Origin of the sequence: Polynucleobacter sp. TSB-Sco08W16, from assembly GCF_018687455.1 — a bacterium.
Taxonomy (GTDB): Bacteria; Pseudomonadota; Gammaproteobacteria; order Burkholderiales; family Burkholderiaceae; genus Polynucleobacter.
In genome coordinates, this window is record NZ_CP061291.1 from 1,630,666 (window position 1) to 1,645,906 (window position 15,241).

A 15,241-nucleotide genomic window follows, 5' to 3' on the forward strand; every position below is an offset into this window, starting at 1 on the left:
TTCTTAATATGTTGAGTGTTTAAGGTTGTAATTCAATTTCTAAATATCGAAGCAGGTTTACTTCACCTGAATAATCTTGAGAGTATTAGTGCCGCCAGGTTCGCCCATTGGCTCTCCGGAAGTTAATACTACGGTATTGCCTTTTTTGACTGCACCCAGTTTCTTTAGGCAGGCCTCTACCTCTTGCAATGCAGTATCACGATCTTTGGTGTAATCCAGGCCAATGGGCGTGACATTGCGGTATGTGCTTAAAGCACGCTGGGTAGCTATCTTTGAAGTTAAGGCAAAGATCGGCACATGAATATTGTGGCGACTCATCCAGATTGCAGTTGAACCAGAGTCCGTTAAGGCCGCAATGGCATCTGCATTCAAATGGTGAGCAGTAAACAAGGCGCCCAAGGCAATCGTTTGATCAATGCGGGTAAATGTTTGGTCTAAGAAATCGGTATCCAACTTCACGCGATCTGATTTCTCAGCTTCAACACAAATCTCTGCCATCGCCTTGATAGTCTGAACTGGGTACATACCGGCAGCGGATTCTGCAGATAGCATTACCGCATCAGTGCCATCCAGGACTGCATTAGCCACGTCACTCACCTCTGCACGCGTTGGCACTGGAGCATTAATCATCGACTCCATCATTTGCGTTGCAGTGATTGTGAATTTATCCGCCTCACGCGCCCAAGCAATCATCCGTTTTTGCAATGCTGGTACGGCAGCATTGCCAACCTCAATGGCAAGATCCCCGCGAGCAACCATAATGCCGTCACTCTCAGCAATAATGCTCTTGAGGGCTTCAGGTTCAATAGCTTCAGCACGCTCTACTTTGGCGATCGTTCTTACTTTGCCAACACCATACTTGGCGCTAGCAGCATCTGCTAACTTGCGAGCATATGCCATATCAGCGCCATCTTTTGGGAAACTAATTGCCAGAAAATCAACCCCCATTGCGATTGCTGCATCTAAGTCAGCGATGTCTTTTTCAGTCAATGCAGGTGCAGTCAAACCCCCACCGGCTCGGTTGATTCCTTTGTTATTAGAAAGTGGGCCGCCCTGCTCAACAAGGGTGAAGATTTCCCCACCTTTAACGCTTTCAACACGTAGCACCACTAAGCCATCATTTAACAAAAGACGATCGCCTGGTTTGACATCGTTAGGCAACTCTTTGTAATCAAGCCCTACGCGACCTTGATTACCTAACTCACAAGCCACATCAAGAATAAATTTCTCACCCTCTTGGAGCAAAATCTTACTGTCAGCAAACTTGCCAACACGAATTTTTGGACCCTGAAGATCGGCCATGATGCCAACTTCTTTACCAGCTTCAGCAGAAATGCTGCGCACTAAATCATGGCGTGCTTTGTGATCCGCTACTGTGCCATGCGAAAAGTTCATGCGCACCACATCAACACCTGCACGAATCATGTCACGTAATACTTCAGGCTTTTCTGATGCAGGCCCCAAAGTAGCAATGATTTTGGTTGCTCTAAGCATATTTAATCTTTCGCCCGTTCGGCAAGCACTGCAAAGGCTGGCAAGGTTTTACCTTCAAGGAATTCCAAGAAAGCGCCGCCCCCAGTTGAGATGTAATCCACTTGATTTTCGATGCCATACTTCGCAATCGCTGCTAATGTATCGCCGCCGCCAGCAATCGAGAATGCGGGAGAGTGAGCGATTGCTGCAGCCAGCATTTTGGTGCCACCGCCAAATTGATCGATTTCAAATACGCCCAGCGGGCCATTCCAAACAATCGTGCCGGCATGCGCAAGCATGATAGATAAACGCGCAGCAGTCTTAGGCCCAATATCCAAAATCATGTCGTCTTCAGCAACTTGATCGGCGGGCACACGGTTAGCGCGAGCCAACGGAGAGAGTTCATTTGCAACCACAACGTCTTCCGGAATAGGAACATGAGCACCGCGCTTTTCCATGAGCTCCATAATTTCTCGAGCTTCATCTACTAGGTCTGGCTCAGCAAGAGACTTGCCGATTGGCAAACCCTTAGCCAACATAAAGGTATTAGCAATGCCGCCGCCAACAATCAGCTCATCAACCTTTTCAGAGAGCGCTTTCAGAATGGTTAGCTTAGAAGAAACTTTTGAGCCTGCAACAATAGCTACAAGTGGGCGCTTCGGACTTGCTAACGCGCGACTTAAGGCATCTAACTCTGCAGCCATTAAAGGACCAGCACATGCAATTGGCGCAAACTTCGCAACACCATTGGTGGTTGCTTCAGCACGATGTGCCGTACCAAATGCATCATTCACATAAACATCACATAGAGCAGCAATCTTTTTTGCCAACTCATCACTGTTCTTTTTCTCACCAATATTTAAGCGGCAGTTTTCTAGAAGAACAACTTCACCTGGATTAACCTCGAAGCCACCATTCACCCAATCGCTAATTAGAGGAACCTTGCGATTGAGCAAAGTAGCAATGCGATCTGCAACAGGCGCCAAACTATCCTCAGGCTTAAATTCACCCTCCGTTGGGCGGCCCAGATGAGAAGTAACCATCACGGCAGCACCCGCATCCAAACACATCTGCACCGCAGGCATCGACGCACGAATGCGAGTGTCTTCGGTAATGTTTCCAGACTCATCTTGGGGAACATTAAGGTCGGCACGGATAAAGACCCGCTTACCCTTTAATAGGCCTGCTTCGGCTAATTCGCTTAGACGCTTAACTTTAAATAAGGATTCCGGCATGAGATAGGCTAAATATGGAGGTTTAAAGGGAATACTCCATTCTAAATCGTCTAGCTCCGAGACCCCAAAGGACCTCCATAACAGACTCCACCGCCTGCTCTACAATAGGGGCTTGGACGCGCCTTGAGTCAAGAAAGCTCAAACCCCTTGGCCTGGCGCCCCATTAATTCACTATTACAGATAGTTAACAGACACAAAAGGTAGAAAAAATGTCGATGTCCGACCGCGATGGCTTTATTTGGTCCGATGGGAAGCTGATTCCTTGGCGCGAGGCCAATGTTCACGTCCTGACCCATAGTCTCCACTACGGAATGGGCGTATTTGAAGGCATCCGTGCCTACAAAACCCCTCAAGGCACGGCTATTTTCCGCCTCCCAGAGCACGTTAAGCGCCTCTTTAACGGCACCAAGATCTTCCAAATGAATATGCCTTACAGCCCAGAAGAGATCACAAAGGGGATTGTGGATGTGGTTAACAGCAACAAGCTGGAAGCTTGCTATATCCGCCCAATCATCTTCATTGGCTCCCAAAAGCTGGGGATCTCCCCTAAGGGCAACACCATTCATACTGCCATTGCGGCATGGGAATGGGGTGCTTATTTGGGTGAAGATGGCCTCAATAAAGGTATTCGCGTAAAGACCTCTTCATTTACCCGTCACTTTGTGAACTCTTCGTTGGTTCGCGCGAAAGCTTCTGGCTACTACATCAACTCCATTTTGGCTAACCAAGAAGTCACCGCCAATGGATATGACGAAGCTTTATTACTCGATACCGAAGGCTATGTGTCCGAAGGCTCTGGCGAAAACCTCTTTATGGTTCGCAACGGCATTGTCTATACGCCAGATCTCGCATCTTGCTTAGATGGCATTACCCGTGACTCCGTGATTCAGATTGCAAAAGATCTCGGCTACGAAGTTCGCGAAAAACGCTTAACTCGTGATGAAGTCTATTCAGCCGATGAAGCCTTCTTTACCGGTACTGCTGCTGAAGTGACTCCAATTCGTGAATTAGATGACCGTACGATTGGCGATGGTAAGCGTGGTCCAATCACCGAAAAAATTCAAAAGACGTATTTTGATGCGGTGTACGGTAGAAGTGATCAATACAAAGCGTGGCTCACTTACGTTAAATAATATTTAGCAATCAGGAAGCAGAATATGACTCAAGCAACTATGGTGAATGGCAAAGATCTACCATTGCATTGCCCCACCAACAACACCCCCGCGTGGAATTCACATCCACGGGTATTTTTAGACATTATTAAAACCGGGGAAGCGAAGTGCCCATACTGTGGCGCTGAGTACAAACTGATTCCTGGCACTGAGCCGCACGGACACTAAGCCTCATCAGCGCCTCTCCGCGGGGCGCTGAGTCGGGATACATCTCATGAAAAGTATTCTGATCATCGCCCCAAACTGGATTGGGGATGCCGTCATGACCCAGCCATTATTGGCAAACCTCAAGACTCAATATCCAAAAGCAAATATCGATGTGCTTGCCAGCACTTGGGTGGCACCTATTTATCGTGCTTGCAATGAGGTCAATGAAGTTATTGAAGCAAAATTCGAGCACAAACAGTTGCAATGGGGCTTAAGAAAGCAGTTAGCTAAAGAGCTTACGTTGAAAAACTATCAAGCCTGCTTTGTTCTGCCTAATAGCTTTAAATCTGCCCTTATTCCTTGGCTGGCCAATATCCCATTTCGGATTGGCTATCGTGGTGAGTTTCGTTTTGGCTTAATCAACTTATCGCTTAAGAATCCAAGCAAAGTTAATCGCCCACCAATGGTTGAGCACTATCTCGCTCTAGGTAATCTTTTGAAAGATGGTGAACAAGAGTTTTACAACTCTATAACACCCCAACTTAATATATCGCCTATTGCAAAGCAATCTGTAGAAAATAAATTAGCTGTCGCCAACATTAACACCGCTTCTATTTTTGTATTTTGTCCTGGAGCTGAATATGGACCAACAAAACGCTGGCCTGTTGCGCACTTTGCAAAACTTGCTCAAAGTCTTGTCGAACAAAATTCAAAAGCTCACATCATCCTCTTGGGCGGTAAAGGCGATCACAGTATTGCCGAGGATATTGCCTCTCAGGCAAAGCAACTCCCAAACATATCTAACTGGTGTGGCGATACCACCCTGGATGAAGCCATTGCCCTCATTGGCATGGCCAGCGCTGTGGTGAGTAACGACTCTGGATTGATGCATATTGCTGCTGCCCTTCAAACTCCTCAAGTGGCCATATTTGGATCAAGCGATCCGGCACATACCCCGCCCCTATCAGACAAGGCTAAGGTAATCTGGCTAAATCTGCCCTGCAGCCCATGTCATCAGAAGATATGCCCATTGGGTCACTTACGATGCCTTAATGACATCCTCCCGCAGCAAGTTTTGGCTACACTCAATACATTGCAATAAATCCTTAGGAATCGTGAGCCATGACCAAACTAGCCAGACTCTTTCACAACGCAGATGATGTAGTTGAGGCTTGGCGTGATGCGTTAAAGCATCGTGACGTCAAAGGTGCCTTAGATATTTGGCTAGATGATGATTCTATTACTTGCGTACTACCTGAGGGTCATCGCCTCAGTGGTCATGCAGAGATTCGGGAGGGCCTAGAAAGGCTACTGTCAAAGCAAGCCTTATTTTTAGAACCAATTGCTTGCATTAGTCACTCTATTCTAGGCGCTGCTGTATATGACACAACTGAAGCTGTTCATCTAAGAGCGGATCAAGTTGAGGCAGAATTTTTTCTCAACATTACCCTAGTACTCCTACAAGATAGTCAGGGTTGGCGTATTGCCCACCTTCACGCCAGTCGCTCGACAGACGACACTTTTGACGCACCGTCAACACCTCACGGCTTACATTAATTCAAGATGGATGAGCAAGTACTGCGCTCACTCATTAAATGGCCAAATGTGCCAGATTGCTATGGCTGGCTTGCCTTAGATCGCAGGGGTCAATGGCGTATGTGTGATGAGTTTGCTCAACAGAATCAATTGCCCGGCCAGGTAATTAAACATGTTTCTTTAAATGAATTTATTTCCCGTAATTACGCTAGCGACACATCGGGAAGGTTCTTTTTTCAAAATGGTCCTCAGCGAGTATTTATCACGCTAGCGGCAACACCCTGGATAGTTCGCATGACCCCGAGCGAACGGGGCTCGAAATTGATTACCCAATGCCAAGGTGAAATCAAACCAAGCGCCGCCCTTAGCGATGAGCATGGCAATATTTATATTGTTGGATTACTTCAACAGACGGTTTACAAAGATTTGCACGCCAATCAATTTGAGGTTGAGGATTGCGAAGGTATTGCCCTCTTGCATGATCATGACTTAGACCAATTCTCCGAGTTAGCCAAATTTCATGAAGCAGCTTGTAGCTTTGGTGGATCGTGGAATTGGCATGGTGAGCAACTGCCTCTAGACCCTATTCACTCACAAGAATTAGGCAAACGATTTGGCTTTATCCAGAAACCACAGGCTAACTAGGTAGCTGCTTTTTCTCTTTCAGCTCGTCGTTGTACTGCCTTTGCATTTCTCTCAGACGAGCATCAATCGTTGAGCCTTGATAAAAATCAGAGCCTGCTGCAGCTCTAGCAATTCTCATCTGCTCCAAAGCAGAGGGCCAAGCTCCCTCAAGCGCATATTTTTCACCGAGGGCATAGTGACGCATTGGCACATTATTAGCTTGATCATATGCCTTAGAAAGTAGGCTCCACCAAATCACCTCATTTGGCTGGGCTTTAGTGCGAGCCTTTAGCCAAGCAATAGCATCGTTTGTTTTTCCCAGCCTCAATTCTGCATTCACCATTGCTACAGCGGCGGCATAAGACTGGGGATATGCTCGCAAAGCAGACTGGGCAATTTGTAAAGCTTCATCATTCTTGCCTTTAGCTAGCGCAAGCTCCGAAGAGGTGATGTCCAAGGAAAGACTCTGACGCTGACCCGATGAGCCAGTCGAACTATATTTCTGGGATAAATTGCGGGCCTGCTGTAAATTGGCCTCAGCCACATCTATCTTGCCCTGTCGTTGTGCAATGAGTGCCAAACCATAGAATCCCTCCATCTGCTTTCCAATGGGGGCTTGTTTACTCAAACTTTCAAATACATTCTTGAGGTCATAAATACCACTTGATGTACCAGCCTGTTCCATCCTTGCGCGGGCTTTAATGAAAAAGAATTCAGAAGTTGCGGGTACATTATGCTGAGGCACACTACGAACTCGGTCTTGCATGTCAGCAATACGGTCGGTAGTTAATGGGTGAGAGCGCACATAGGTTGGCACACCCTTATCCATAATTCCAGTGATTTTTTGTAGGCGCTGGAAAAAATCTGGTGCGCCATTGACGTCGTAGCCACTTGCATTGAGAATCTGAAAGCCTACACGATCAGCCTCACGCTCAGCATCCCTCGAATAGGAAAGTTGATTATTGATTGCTGCGGCTTGGCCACCCTGCATCAAGCCACCAGCCGCCTGAGGGTTGCGTGACATTGCCAAAGCACCAAGCACCATCCCAGCTAGTGCAATCATAGTATTAGTGGTCTGCCTATCCATCTGACGGGCAAGGTGACGCTGCAAAACGTGTCCAGTTTCATGACCCATCACAGAAGCCACTTCAGAATCTGTTTCTGCATCCACAATCAAGCCAGTATGAAAACCAATGAAGCCACCCGGCAATGCGAATGCATTAATACTGGAATCTTTAACGGCAAATATTTCAAAGTTATAGGCACCACTACCCTGTTCATTAGCACCGCCAAGTTGCAATTTTTTAGCAGTCTGAATGAGGCGTCGCTCCATTTGATTCAGGTAATCATATAGCGGCAAGTCATTGGAGTAATCCGGATCGGGCCGAATCTCGCGCATGATCAGCTCACCATACTTACGCTCATCAATGCGGCTTAAAGCATCGCCACCCGGATCGCCCATATCCGGCAAAATAATATTAGGCTGAGTTTGAATATTATTGCGAGTCGGGGCATTAGCAGGACGAGCATCGGGAGACTGCATCGCTCGACCAATATTCTGAATGGCGGCAGAATTTCCCTCTACCAATACATCACCCACAGCCGGCGCGGCAATAATTACACCAGCCCCAGAAACTTCCAGGGATAGCGCTAGCAAAAATGCCAAAGCACGCTTAAATACAGGTGTTTTTTTGGATGACTTTATGTCTTGCATCCCTATATGGTAAAACTTATCCTATGAACAAACTAACTCATTTTGATAGTAGTGGGCAAGCCCACATGGTAAACGTTGGAGATAAGCCTAATACCCACCGTGTAGCTATTGCTACTGGCAAGATTACGATGCTCCCAGAAACCTTCAAAATGGTTGAAGTAGGCACTCAGAAGAAGGGAGATGTTCTTGGAATTGCCCGTATTGCAGGCATCCAAGCGTCTAAGAGAACTGCAGATCTAATCCCCCTTTGCCACCCACTCTCGCTAACTCACGTTAGCCTTGAGTTTCAGTTAGAGGAAAAAACTAGCAGCATTACCTGCCAAGTTAGGGCCGAAACCACTGGGCCAACCGGAGTAGAGATGGAGGCCCTCACCGCAGTCCAAGTTGCCCTGCTCACAATTTATGACATGTGCAAAGCCGTTGATAGAGGTATGGTAATCAGCGATACAAAGCTGCTAGAGAAGAGTGGTGGTAAGTCTGGAGAGTGGAAGGCGACCTAGCGGTCGCTAACTAGCAGAGCAAAAGATAAGACTCATTTCCGCTCCCTGATGAGCAGAAATCGTGGCAACACTTCACAAAAATAAGTAACAGGCGCTGGCAAGGACGTGATCAGCCCCCAGGATATTCATAATTAATCTTATCCAATTCATATCAATTGGCTTTTACAACATCTAAAAACCAATTAAATCAATAGCTAAATCATACTGGGACATTCACCTGGGAAATACAAGACTTCTCTCACGTACTGCAGCATTAACAAAATAAATCGAACCCTCTCTAGATAAATGAGAATCATCAATTCCAATTGGGGTAAGAACTTGGCTCGAGCTAGAAAGAAGACAGCCTGCAGAATTACACAGAATATCCATAGGCGATATAAAATTGATTCCCAGATTTTTAGAGATGCCCATTACTCTTATATCAGACTCTCTGGTTGAAAAACTAAACCTTTTATAGGTTCTAGCCTCTTTGCCATCGGAAAATAACGCTGCAGCCAATCTAGGCTGATAAATTTCAAATGCGGGGAAGTTGCCTATTAGGGTGATATTTTTGATTCCGATTTGCCTAAGAGCGGTTACAGTATTCTGAATACTCGTATCAGTTAATTTGTTCCATTGATTTATCCCATCATATTGACTCCAATTTGCAGCCAAGATGATCATTTCAGGTTGATTTTTTTTAATGGATTCAAATACTGAGTTATTGTGGTCAATACAAATTTTGTTTTCAGCAAGTGCTCCTGACCTCTTGCCTCTCGGCCCAAATGAAAGCAATGGGGGACATGCTGACTTGCTCGCATCGTAGAGGTAGAATCCTAACAAATCAGACTGCGCCTTTAATCCTGCATATAGGTGGCCAGCGTGAGAATCACCCCAAAGATAAATGATTGGTTTTGTATTATTTTTTTGTAGTGGTAAATCTTGACAATTAGATGGGCAATAAGCGGAATCTAAGTGATAGTTAAGTTTATCCTTTGCAACAGCCCTATAAGGGTATCCCTCACGGTCAAAAACATTAAATCCCGCAAAGCCTATCAAACTCATTACCAGTAGCAGTAACGTTGCTCTTAGTTTTAAAGGGGCATGCTTAAGTGGTATTTCTATGCACCTATAAGTGGTCCATGCCAAAATTATCGAAACTGTTACCAGAAAAGTGTAGGTGAGTGCAGATGGCTCTTGAATGTGGCTCATTCGCCAAAAGGTAAGTACTGGCCAGTGCCATAAATATAGCGGGTAACTAATCAATCCAACCCATACAAGTAGTGGATTAGATAATATCTTGCGATTCAACCATGACTTTTCAGAAAAAATCAAAGAAACGGCCCCAATAACTGGAATTAATGCCCACCAACCAGGAAACTCTCTATTTGTGTTGATTAAAATTAGCCCGACAACAATCAACACTGCCCCCATCCATGAAATGGGTTCTATGAATTTTAATAATTTTTTCCTTGGGTTTTGAATTTCAATTTGACTCAATATCGATCCAAAAAGAATCTCCCATATCCTCGATAATGGCGAATAAAAATCTGTCGATAAATTGTTGCTAGCAAAGTAAATGTTTGCAGAAAACGATAGCAATAGTCCGGCTACTATAATTTTTGAAAATGAAAAATTCCTTTTTTTACATACCCAAAAAATGAGCGGGGAAAAAAGATAAAATTGTTCTTCAACAGCTAGAGACCAAAGGTGTAATAGAGCCTTTGTCTCGGCAGAATTATCAAAATAACTAACCTCTTGCCACAAAACCAAGTTAGATACAAAGCCAGCCCCCGAAGCTATATGCTTTCCAAGCTGTGAAAATTCTGCCGCACTAAAGCCCAACCACCCGCATGCATAGGTAAAAACCAGCACCACAATAAGAGAAGGAAAAATTCTCGCAATTCTTCTACAGTAAAAATCTATAAAGCTAAATGAGGATTGATTTAAATTTGACGTGATAATGGAGGTAATTAGGTACCCAGAAATTACAAAAAATATATCAACCCCAATAAAGCCGCCATTCAATAATTGTGGGAAAGCGTGGTAAATGACAACCGACAAAATAGCTATGCCACGAAGTCCATCTATATCAGGTCGGTATTTGGGGTGTAACTGAGGGGTGTGATTTGGCATAAGTAGTTATGATAATTGCTTGCGATACGATAACCTTTGGTTGCCCTTAAATACCGTAATTACCTTCTCGTTTGAGCAAAACAAAGTGGAGTGGTTATCTGGATGGGATTCTATTAATAAACGGAGGTGGGGGTATGGCGGGTTTTATTTTCTAGAGAATATAAAGGGGTGCCCCTATTATTTAGGATGTGGACGGATTCCGTCCTATACAACTCCGACGCTATTCTTTTTCGTAGCCAAATTTGGTTCCGCTTGTTTATTAATTCAACTATGCAAAGTTTGGCCATATCAAATTTAGCTTTTCTTAATACGTTTTTTACTGGGTTTCTTACCATAGTCTAAGTTGCCCTCCTCACAATTTATGACATGTGCAAATCAGTAGCCCGTGGCATGGTGATAGGTGATGTAAAGCTACTTGAGAAGAGTGGTCATCCAATTTAGTCGACTTAATCATTCAATGAAAAAAGTTCGGGCCCAATTAGGTCTCTTAACTTTTCTAAATAAGCATCTTTCGATGCAATATCATCTTTTATTTCAGCTAGGCGAATATATCCGATCAAGGCATTCACAGAATATGGGTTTATGGCTAGTAATTTTTTTAATAGCTCTTCAGACGGTACTACTGCATTCTTAAGTTCACTTTTGACCCTTGCTTCCAAAAAATTTAATTGATCTAATATTGATGGCTGATGAAGCCATTGAATCCCTCTAAGTTCAAACTCTTTTTTATGATGCTCATGCATTTGCACATCACTTGGAATCGCATAAAAACAAGTGTATGCATCTGATGATGAATAACTATTCAGCTTAAGTAGGGCATCAAATATCAATCTATCTTCTCCTGTGCCATCCTCAAAAGGCGAGAGTGCCCAGTAAGGAAAAATAAAATGGCACGCATCTTTACTTAAGATGAGATTACTTGGACTAACAAATCCTCCAAAGCGTTCTTGGTTTATACCTTTGCCCGGCCCAAGGGAATCCCACTCATCCTTACAAATTGGCCAGGCTGTATTTTTATCAACAAACCACCTCAATGAGAATGCCCAAGCTTTTCCAACTACAACATTCATCAATTTTTCTATATGGTCTTGACGCCACCAATCATCATCGTCTAAATAGGCTACATATTTACTATTGGCGGCATAGCTTAAGATCGTTCTAATGGCCCCACTGTATCTATTCGAGTAGATCCCACCATGTCTTACTGATGTTGAATACCCTAAATCTAAAATAGTAATTGCCATATTTTTTGGGCATTGCTGTAACAGCAGATCTAATTGAGATATTTTTCCCATCTTAGAGTCGATCCCAACCAATATCTGAATACTGCCTTTGTAATTTTGATTGAAGATGGAGTGGATACTTTTAGTAAGGCTGTCCCTTAAAGTGGTTGGTATAACCACAGCGACATCAAATTGATTTTGTAGTTCCATGAAAACATGATTCCTCAGAGTTAGCACCCATGTATAAATGGTATCCTTAAGTAGGCTATCTTAAAGTATCAACATATTATTCTTAACGCAACCTAAGTAGCTTTGGCTAGAAACACCAACTGTGCTCAGATTTAATATCTTTTTTAAAAATGGAGGGTAGACGCAAAACCTTACCTTACACCTAAGTCTAATTTGATCTTTTGCAACACACTACTCCAGTCGCCAATAGCTTTCTGTCTATACAACTTTACTGATGGATACCATGGACTATCCCCCCTATCCAACAACCAACGCCAATCAGGGACATGAGACAAAAGAATCCAAGTTTCCTTGCCAAGGGCTGCACTTAAGTGGGGAACACTAGTGCAGGTACTAATAACTAAATCAACATTTTCAATAAGCGCCGCAGTATCTTCAAAATCTTTTAATTCATCGCCAAAGAATTTAATGTTCTTATAATTTTTAAAAAATTCTTTATCGCCGTCTTTTAGCTCTTTTTGCAAGCAGATATATTCCGCCCCCTCCAAGGGAAGCGCTTCAATAAAATCAGCAAGCCTCAAACTTCTTTGAGAGTCAACCTTAAAATTAGACATACTGCTCCACACCAAACCGATGCGCCGCCCTACTCTATCCCCTAATTTCTGTTTCCATTCGGAAATCTTATTCGGATTTGCAGCCAGATAAGGGGTGCCTGCAGGAATCGAAGAAATAGTTGTTTTAAATGCTAACGGAAGACTCAAAAGTGGGCATTGATAATCAAAGAATGGTATTTCATTGCCCTTAATAACTAATTGCCACACCCCCTCCAAATTTCTCATCAGACCAGCAAGTGCCTCTGGAACTTCCAAAATAATTTTGGCGCCTAAATCAGCAACTAATTTGACATACCTGCAAAACTGAATGAAATCGCCAAACCCCTGCTCCCCATAAATCAGAATTGTCTTCCCCTGAAGAGACTCAACCCCAAGCCAAACAGGCTTTTTAAAGGAACGTTTACCTGCACCTTCGCTGACCTTTTCAGAATCCCATCTTCTCTCATAAAGTGGAAAACCTTTTTCATAATTTCCCTCCAAGAGAAGACAAAGACTTTTGTTCCAAGATGCATCATGGTAGTCGGACTTTAGACTCAGCGCCTTATCGTAGTGATGAAGAGCTTCTTCAAAACGTTTTAGCTCATGCAGGGTAACGCCTTTATTAGACCAACCCTCCACGTAATCAGGCCTTAGGTTCAACGCTTTATCATAGTGCTTAAGAGCCTCTTCAAAACGTTTTAGCTCATGCAGCGTAACGCCTTTATTAGACCAACCCTCCACGTAATCAGGCCTTAGACTCAGCGCCTTATCATGGTGATAGAGTGCCTCTTCAAAACGTTTTAGCTCATTCAGTACATTGCCTTTATTCGACCATGCCTCTGCATAATCAGGTTGTAGACTTAATGCTTTATCAAATAAAGTAGCAGCTGCTTCATAATGATTAAATTCTTTTTCAATGAGTCCCAAGTTGAGATACGCTTCACTATTACCGAACTCAATTGAAATAGCTTTTTGCGCAGCAGCTTTAGCTTCAGAATATTTTTTCAGCTTTAATTGTGTTGCAGACAAATTGGTTAGAGTCGAAGCTCTATTAGGCATAAGCTCCAGTGACTTTTTAAAATGGAATTCTGCTTGAGAAAAATTTTCAGCCTTCAAAAATACACAGCCATCTAAAAAATATTTTTTTGCTAATTCAAAGTTAGTCATAGTTCTTATTTTTATAGTTAGCAATCTAGGGGGGATGCCCTCAAGATTACTCATCACTTCCACATTTTAATCCGTAGCCAGAAATCGAAACTAATTCAACATTTATGCTTTTTGATATTACAAAGTGGGGTAGCTTGCAAAATGTGGCCCGGAAAAATCTAGGGTTTACTTACTAATTCTGCACTCCGAAGGCAATAACTGGGAAATCAAATTGGTCTCGGTTGATCTGCATGACCAGCCACCAGCCCAAGAAGAACCCTCTGGTTTTGATAAATCAATTGGTCTTGGAGAATTAGCATCAGGCTCATTTGTTGGCACCAGATGTAAGGTGTTTTTTCCTTCGGGTGCTACGCTAATTTGGTAGTCGATGGCAATTGCTCCTGATGGAGTCACTTCAATCAACTTTACACTTCGTGTCGGAGTAAATGTGAATGATCCATTGGTGGCTTGATCCATTGGTACGGTACCGCGACTAGCAAATGCTTCTGTAACCGCAAGCTTGGCGCTAGAAGAGAGATTCATGCCTTCTATAACGCGACTACGAGCTATGTAATCCTGATACTGAGGTACCGCAACCGCCACCAAGATTCCAATAATGGCAACCACCACCATCACTTCAATTAGTGTAAATCCCGCCTGTTGCTCATTGTTGTCTTTGATTTTGTAGTCTTTATTTGAACTCTGCATATCTTTTAGCTCCTGAGGTGAAATGCCTCATCATCCAGTCTATACCTCTTACACTCAAGGAAGCTATCAATAAAAAAGCCAGCTTTTAGGGCTGGCTTTTTCTGATTCTTGGGTGAGAAAACTAGCCCTCTTTAGACGCGTTCTTTTTCTTAAGATAATTACCAAGCAAGATAACAAACGCAACACCAACCCCTTCAAAAATCATATGCGCATCCGACATTGCTTCTTGAATAGAGTCCTTGATAGCAGGATCATCAACCAACATCCCGCCAGCCAACAAACCAAGCAAGCCTGCCCCTAAGGTAATGATGATTGGGAAGCGATCCATTACCTTTAACAACATGGTGCTACCAAAAATAATCAAGGGGATTGATAAGCCCAGGCCAATGATTAGCAAAATTAAACGGGTTTCTTCTGGACCTTTTTGAGCTGCTGCTGCAACAGCAATCACATTATCCAAACTCATCACCAAGTCAGCTACCAAGATTGTCCGAATAGCGCCCCAGATATGTGAGCTGCCTTCCATATCCGCATCATCATCACTATCTGCCAATAGCTGTACACCGATATAAACCAAAAGAATTGCGCCAATGATCTTGAGATAAGGCAGTGTTAACAATTGAACCGCAGTAATTGTGAGGACCACTCGCAAAATAATAGCTGCCGCGCTACCCCAGAAAATGGCTTTCTTTTGCTGATGCGATGGTAAATTACGTGATGCTAAAGCAATCACAACTGCGTTATCACCAGATAGCAAGATATTTGCAACGATGATAGATAAAAGAGCCGCCCAAAAAGTGGCGTCTGAAAATGCTGAAAAATCCATATCTTGTCTCCCTACTTTTTTATTTTTTATTTACTAATAA

General features: G+C 43.6%; 14 protein-coding genes and 1 pseudogene. 7 read left to right on the top strand and 8 right to left on the bottom strand.

Annotation, left to right across the window (positions count from 1 at the left end; translation table 11 throughout):
• Nucleotides 1–57 precede the first annotated feature (57 nt).
• Both pyk and FD961_RS08130 read right to left on the bottom strand, forming a co-directional pair.
• Nucleotides 58–1,494 (bottom strand): pyruvate kinase, encoded by a 1,437-nt coding sequence (pyk, locus tag FD961_RS08125; RefSeq protein WP_215393411.1) that lies wholly within the window; start codon nucleotides 1,492–1,494, stop codon nucleotides 58–60.
• A gap of 2 nt (nucleotides 1,495–1,496) precedes the next feature.
• The gene (locus FD961_RS08130) at nucleotides 1,497–2,708 is read right to left on the bottom strand and encodes a phosphoglycerate kinase (protein WP_215393412.1); all 1,212 of its coding nucleotides are present in this window, start codon (nucleotides 2,706–2,708) and stop codon (nucleotides 1,497–1,499) included.
• 209 nt (nucleotides 2,709–2,917) lie between these two features.
• Between FD961_RS08130 and FD961_RS08135 the strand changes: the two genes are divergently transcribed.
• From FD961_RS08135 to FD961_RS08155, 5 genes are read left to right on the top strand one after another with little or no spacing between them, the layout of a single operon-like run.
• A complete protein-coding gene (locus FD961_RS08135; RefSeq protein WP_071466126.1) occupies nucleotides 2,918–3,841 on the top strand; it encodes a branched-chain amino acid transaminase in 924 nt (307 codons plus the stop codon).
• Between the two features lie 24 nt (nucleotides 3,842–3,865).
• Nucleotides 3,866–4,048 carry a zinc-finger domain-containing protein gene (locus tag FD961_RS08140; RefSeq protein WP_215393413.1) on the top strand — a complete coding sequence of 61 codons (183 nt, stop codon included), beginning with the start codon at nucleotides 3,866–3,868 and terminating at the stop codon, nucleotides 4,046–4,048.
• Nucleotides 4,049–4,094: 46 nt separating this feature from the next.
• Nucleotides 4,095–5,129 carry a lipopolysaccharide heptosyltransferase II gene (waaF, locus tag FD961_RS08145; protein WP_215393414.1) on the top strand — a complete coding sequence of 345 codons (1,035 nt, stop codon included), beginning with the start codon at nucleotides 4,095–4,097 and terminating at the stop codon, nucleotides 5,127–5,129.
• Nucleotides 5,130–5,149: 20 nt separating this feature from the next.
• Nucleotides 5,150–5,584, top strand: a complete 435-nt coding sequence (locus FD961_RS08150) for a nuclear transport factor 2 family protein (protein ID WP_071466128.1) — start codon at nucleotides 5,150–5,152, stop codon at nucleotides 5,582–5,584.
• A 6-nt stretch (nucleotides 5,585–5,590) separates the two neighbouring features.
• A complete protein-coding gene (locus FD961_RS08155; protein ID WP_215393415.1) occupies nucleotides 5,591–6,208 on the top strand; it encodes a DUF2946 family protein in 618 nt (205 codons plus the stop codon).
• Here the strand turns inward: FD961_RS08155 and FD961_RS08160 are convergent.
• The gene (locus FD961_RS08160) at nucleotides 6,201–7,901 is read right to left on the bottom strand and encodes a M48 family metalloprotease (protein ID WP_215393416.1); all 1,701 of its coding nucleotides are present in this window, start codon (nucleotides 7,899–7,901) and stop codon (nucleotides 6,201–6,203) included. The genes FD961_RS08155 and FD961_RS08160 overlap by 8 nt on opposite strands.
• 23 nt (nucleotides 7,902–7,924) lie before the next feature.
• Between FD961_RS08160 and moaC the strand changes: the two genes are divergently transcribed.
• On the top strand, nucleotides 7,925–8,401 hold the full coding sequence (gene moaC / locus FD961_RS08165; protein ID WP_215393417.1) for a cyclic pyranopterin monophosphate synthase MoaC: 477 nt from the start codon (nucleotides 7,925–7,927) through the stop codon (nucleotides 8,399–8,401).
• Nucleotides 8,402–8,614: 213 nt separating this feature from the next.
• Here the strand turns inward: moaC and FD961_RS08170 are convergent, their stop codons facing one another.
• On the bottom strand, nucleotides 8,615–10,516 hold the full coding sequence (locus FD961_RS08170) for an acyltransferase family protein (RefSeq protein WP_215393418.1): 1,902 nt from the start codon (nucleotides 10,514–10,516) through the stop codon (nucleotides 8,615–8,617).
• Nucleotides 10,517–10,858: 342 nt separating this feature from the next.
• Here FD961_RS08170 and FD961_RS08175 point away from each other — a divergent pair.
• A pseudogene (locus tag FD961_RS08175) lies at nucleotides 10,859–10,957 on the top strand (cyclic pyranopterin monophosphate synthase MoaC); the annotation flags it as partial.
• Nucleotides 10,958–10,962: 5 nt separating this feature from the next.
• Here FD961_RS08175 and FD961_RS08180 read toward each other — a convergent pair.
• The 4 genes from FD961_RS08180 to FD961_RS08195 all read right to left on the bottom strand — a co-directional run bounded on the left by FD961_RS08180 (nucleotide 10,963) and on the right by FD961_RS08195 (nucleotide 15,201).
• Nucleotides 10,963–11,949 (bottom strand): glycosyltransferase, encoded by a 987-nt coding sequence (locus FD961_RS08180; protein WP_215393419.1) that lies wholly within the window; start codon nucleotides 11,947–11,949, stop codon nucleotides 10,963–10,965.
• A gap of 170 nt (nucleotides 11,950–12,119) precedes the next feature.
• Nucleotides 12,120–13,688: a tetratricopeptide repeat protein gene (locus FD961_RS08185; protein WP_215393420.1), complete on the bottom strand. Its 1,569-nt coding sequence runs from the start codon at nucleotides 13,686–13,688 to the stop codon at nucleotides 12,120–12,122.
• A 165-nt stretch (nucleotides 13,689–13,853) separates the two neighbouring features.
• Nucleotides 13,854–14,375 carry a pilin gene (locus FD961_RS08190; protein ID WP_215393421.1) on the bottom strand — a complete coding sequence of 174 codons (522 nt, stop codon included), beginning with the start codon at nucleotides 14,373–14,375 and terminating at the stop codon, nucleotides 13,854–13,856.
• Between the two features lie 121 nt (nucleotides 14,376–14,496).
• Nucleotides 14,497–15,201 (bottom strand): TerC family protein, encoded by a 705-nt coding sequence (locus FD961_RS08195; RefSeq protein WP_215393422.1) that lies wholly within the window; start codon nucleotides 15,199–15,201, stop codon nucleotides 14,497–14,499.
• Nucleotides 15,202–15,241 lie beyond the last annotated feature (40 nt).

Excerpts from the sequence above, each read along its gene's own strand:
- FD961_RS08180 (WP_215393419.1), bottom strand. The coding sequence starts at position 11,949 with ATGGAACTACAAAATCAATTTGATGTCGCTGTGGTTATACCAACCACT.
- FD961_RS08190 (WP_215393421.1), bottom strand. The coding sequence starts at position 14,375 with ATGCAGAGTTCAAATAAAGACTACAAAATCAAAGACAACAATGAGCAA.
- FD961_RS08150 (WP_071466128.1), top strand. The coding sequence starts at position 5,150 with ATGACCAAACTAGCCAGACTCTTTCACAACGCAGATGATGTAGTTGAG.
- FD961_RS08140 (WP_215393413.1), top strand. The coding sequence starts at position 3,866 with ATGACTCAAGCAACTATGGTGAATGGCAAAGATCTACCATTGCATTGC.
- FD961_RS08155 (WP_215393415.1), top strand. The coding sequence starts at position 5,591 with ATGGATGAGCAAGTACTGCGCTCACTCATTAAATGGCCAAATGTGCCA.
- waaF (WP_215393414.1), top strand. The coding sequence starts at position 4,095 with ATGAAAAGTATTCTGATCATCGCCCCAAACTGGATTGGGGATGCCGTC.
- FD961_RS08195 (WP_215393422.1), bottom strand. The coding sequence starts at position 15,201 with ATGGATTTTTCAGCATTTTCAGACGCCACTTTTTGGGCGGCTCTTTTA.
- FD961_RS08170 (WP_215393418.1), bottom strand. The coding sequence starts at position 10,516 with ATGCCAAATCACACCCCTCAGTTACACCCCAAATACCGACCTGATATA.
- FD961_RS08160 (WP_215393416.1), bottom strand. The coding sequence starts at position 7,901 with ATGCAAGACATAAAGTCATCCAAAAAAACACCTGTATTTAAGCGTGCT.
- FD961_RS08130 (WP_215393412.1), bottom strand. The coding sequence starts at position 2,708 with ATGCCGGAATCCTTATTTAAAGTTAAGCGTCTAAGCGAATTAGCCGAA.
- FD961_RS08185 (WP_215393420.1), bottom strand. The coding sequence starts at position 13,688 with ATGACTAACTTTGAATTAGCAAAAAAATATTTTTTAGATGGCTGTGTA.
- pyk (WP_215393411.1), bottom strand. The coding sequence starts at position 1,494 with ATGCTTAGAGCAACCAAAATCATTGCTACTTTGGGGCCTGCATCAGAA.
- moaC (WP_215393417.1), top strand. The coding sequence starts at position 7,925 with ATGAACAAACTAACTCATTTTGATAGTAGTGGGCAAGCCCACATGGTA.
- FD961_RS08135 (WP_071466126.1), top strand. The coding sequence starts at position 2,918 with ATGTCGATGTCCGACCGCGATGGCTTTATTTGGTCCGATGGGAAGCTG.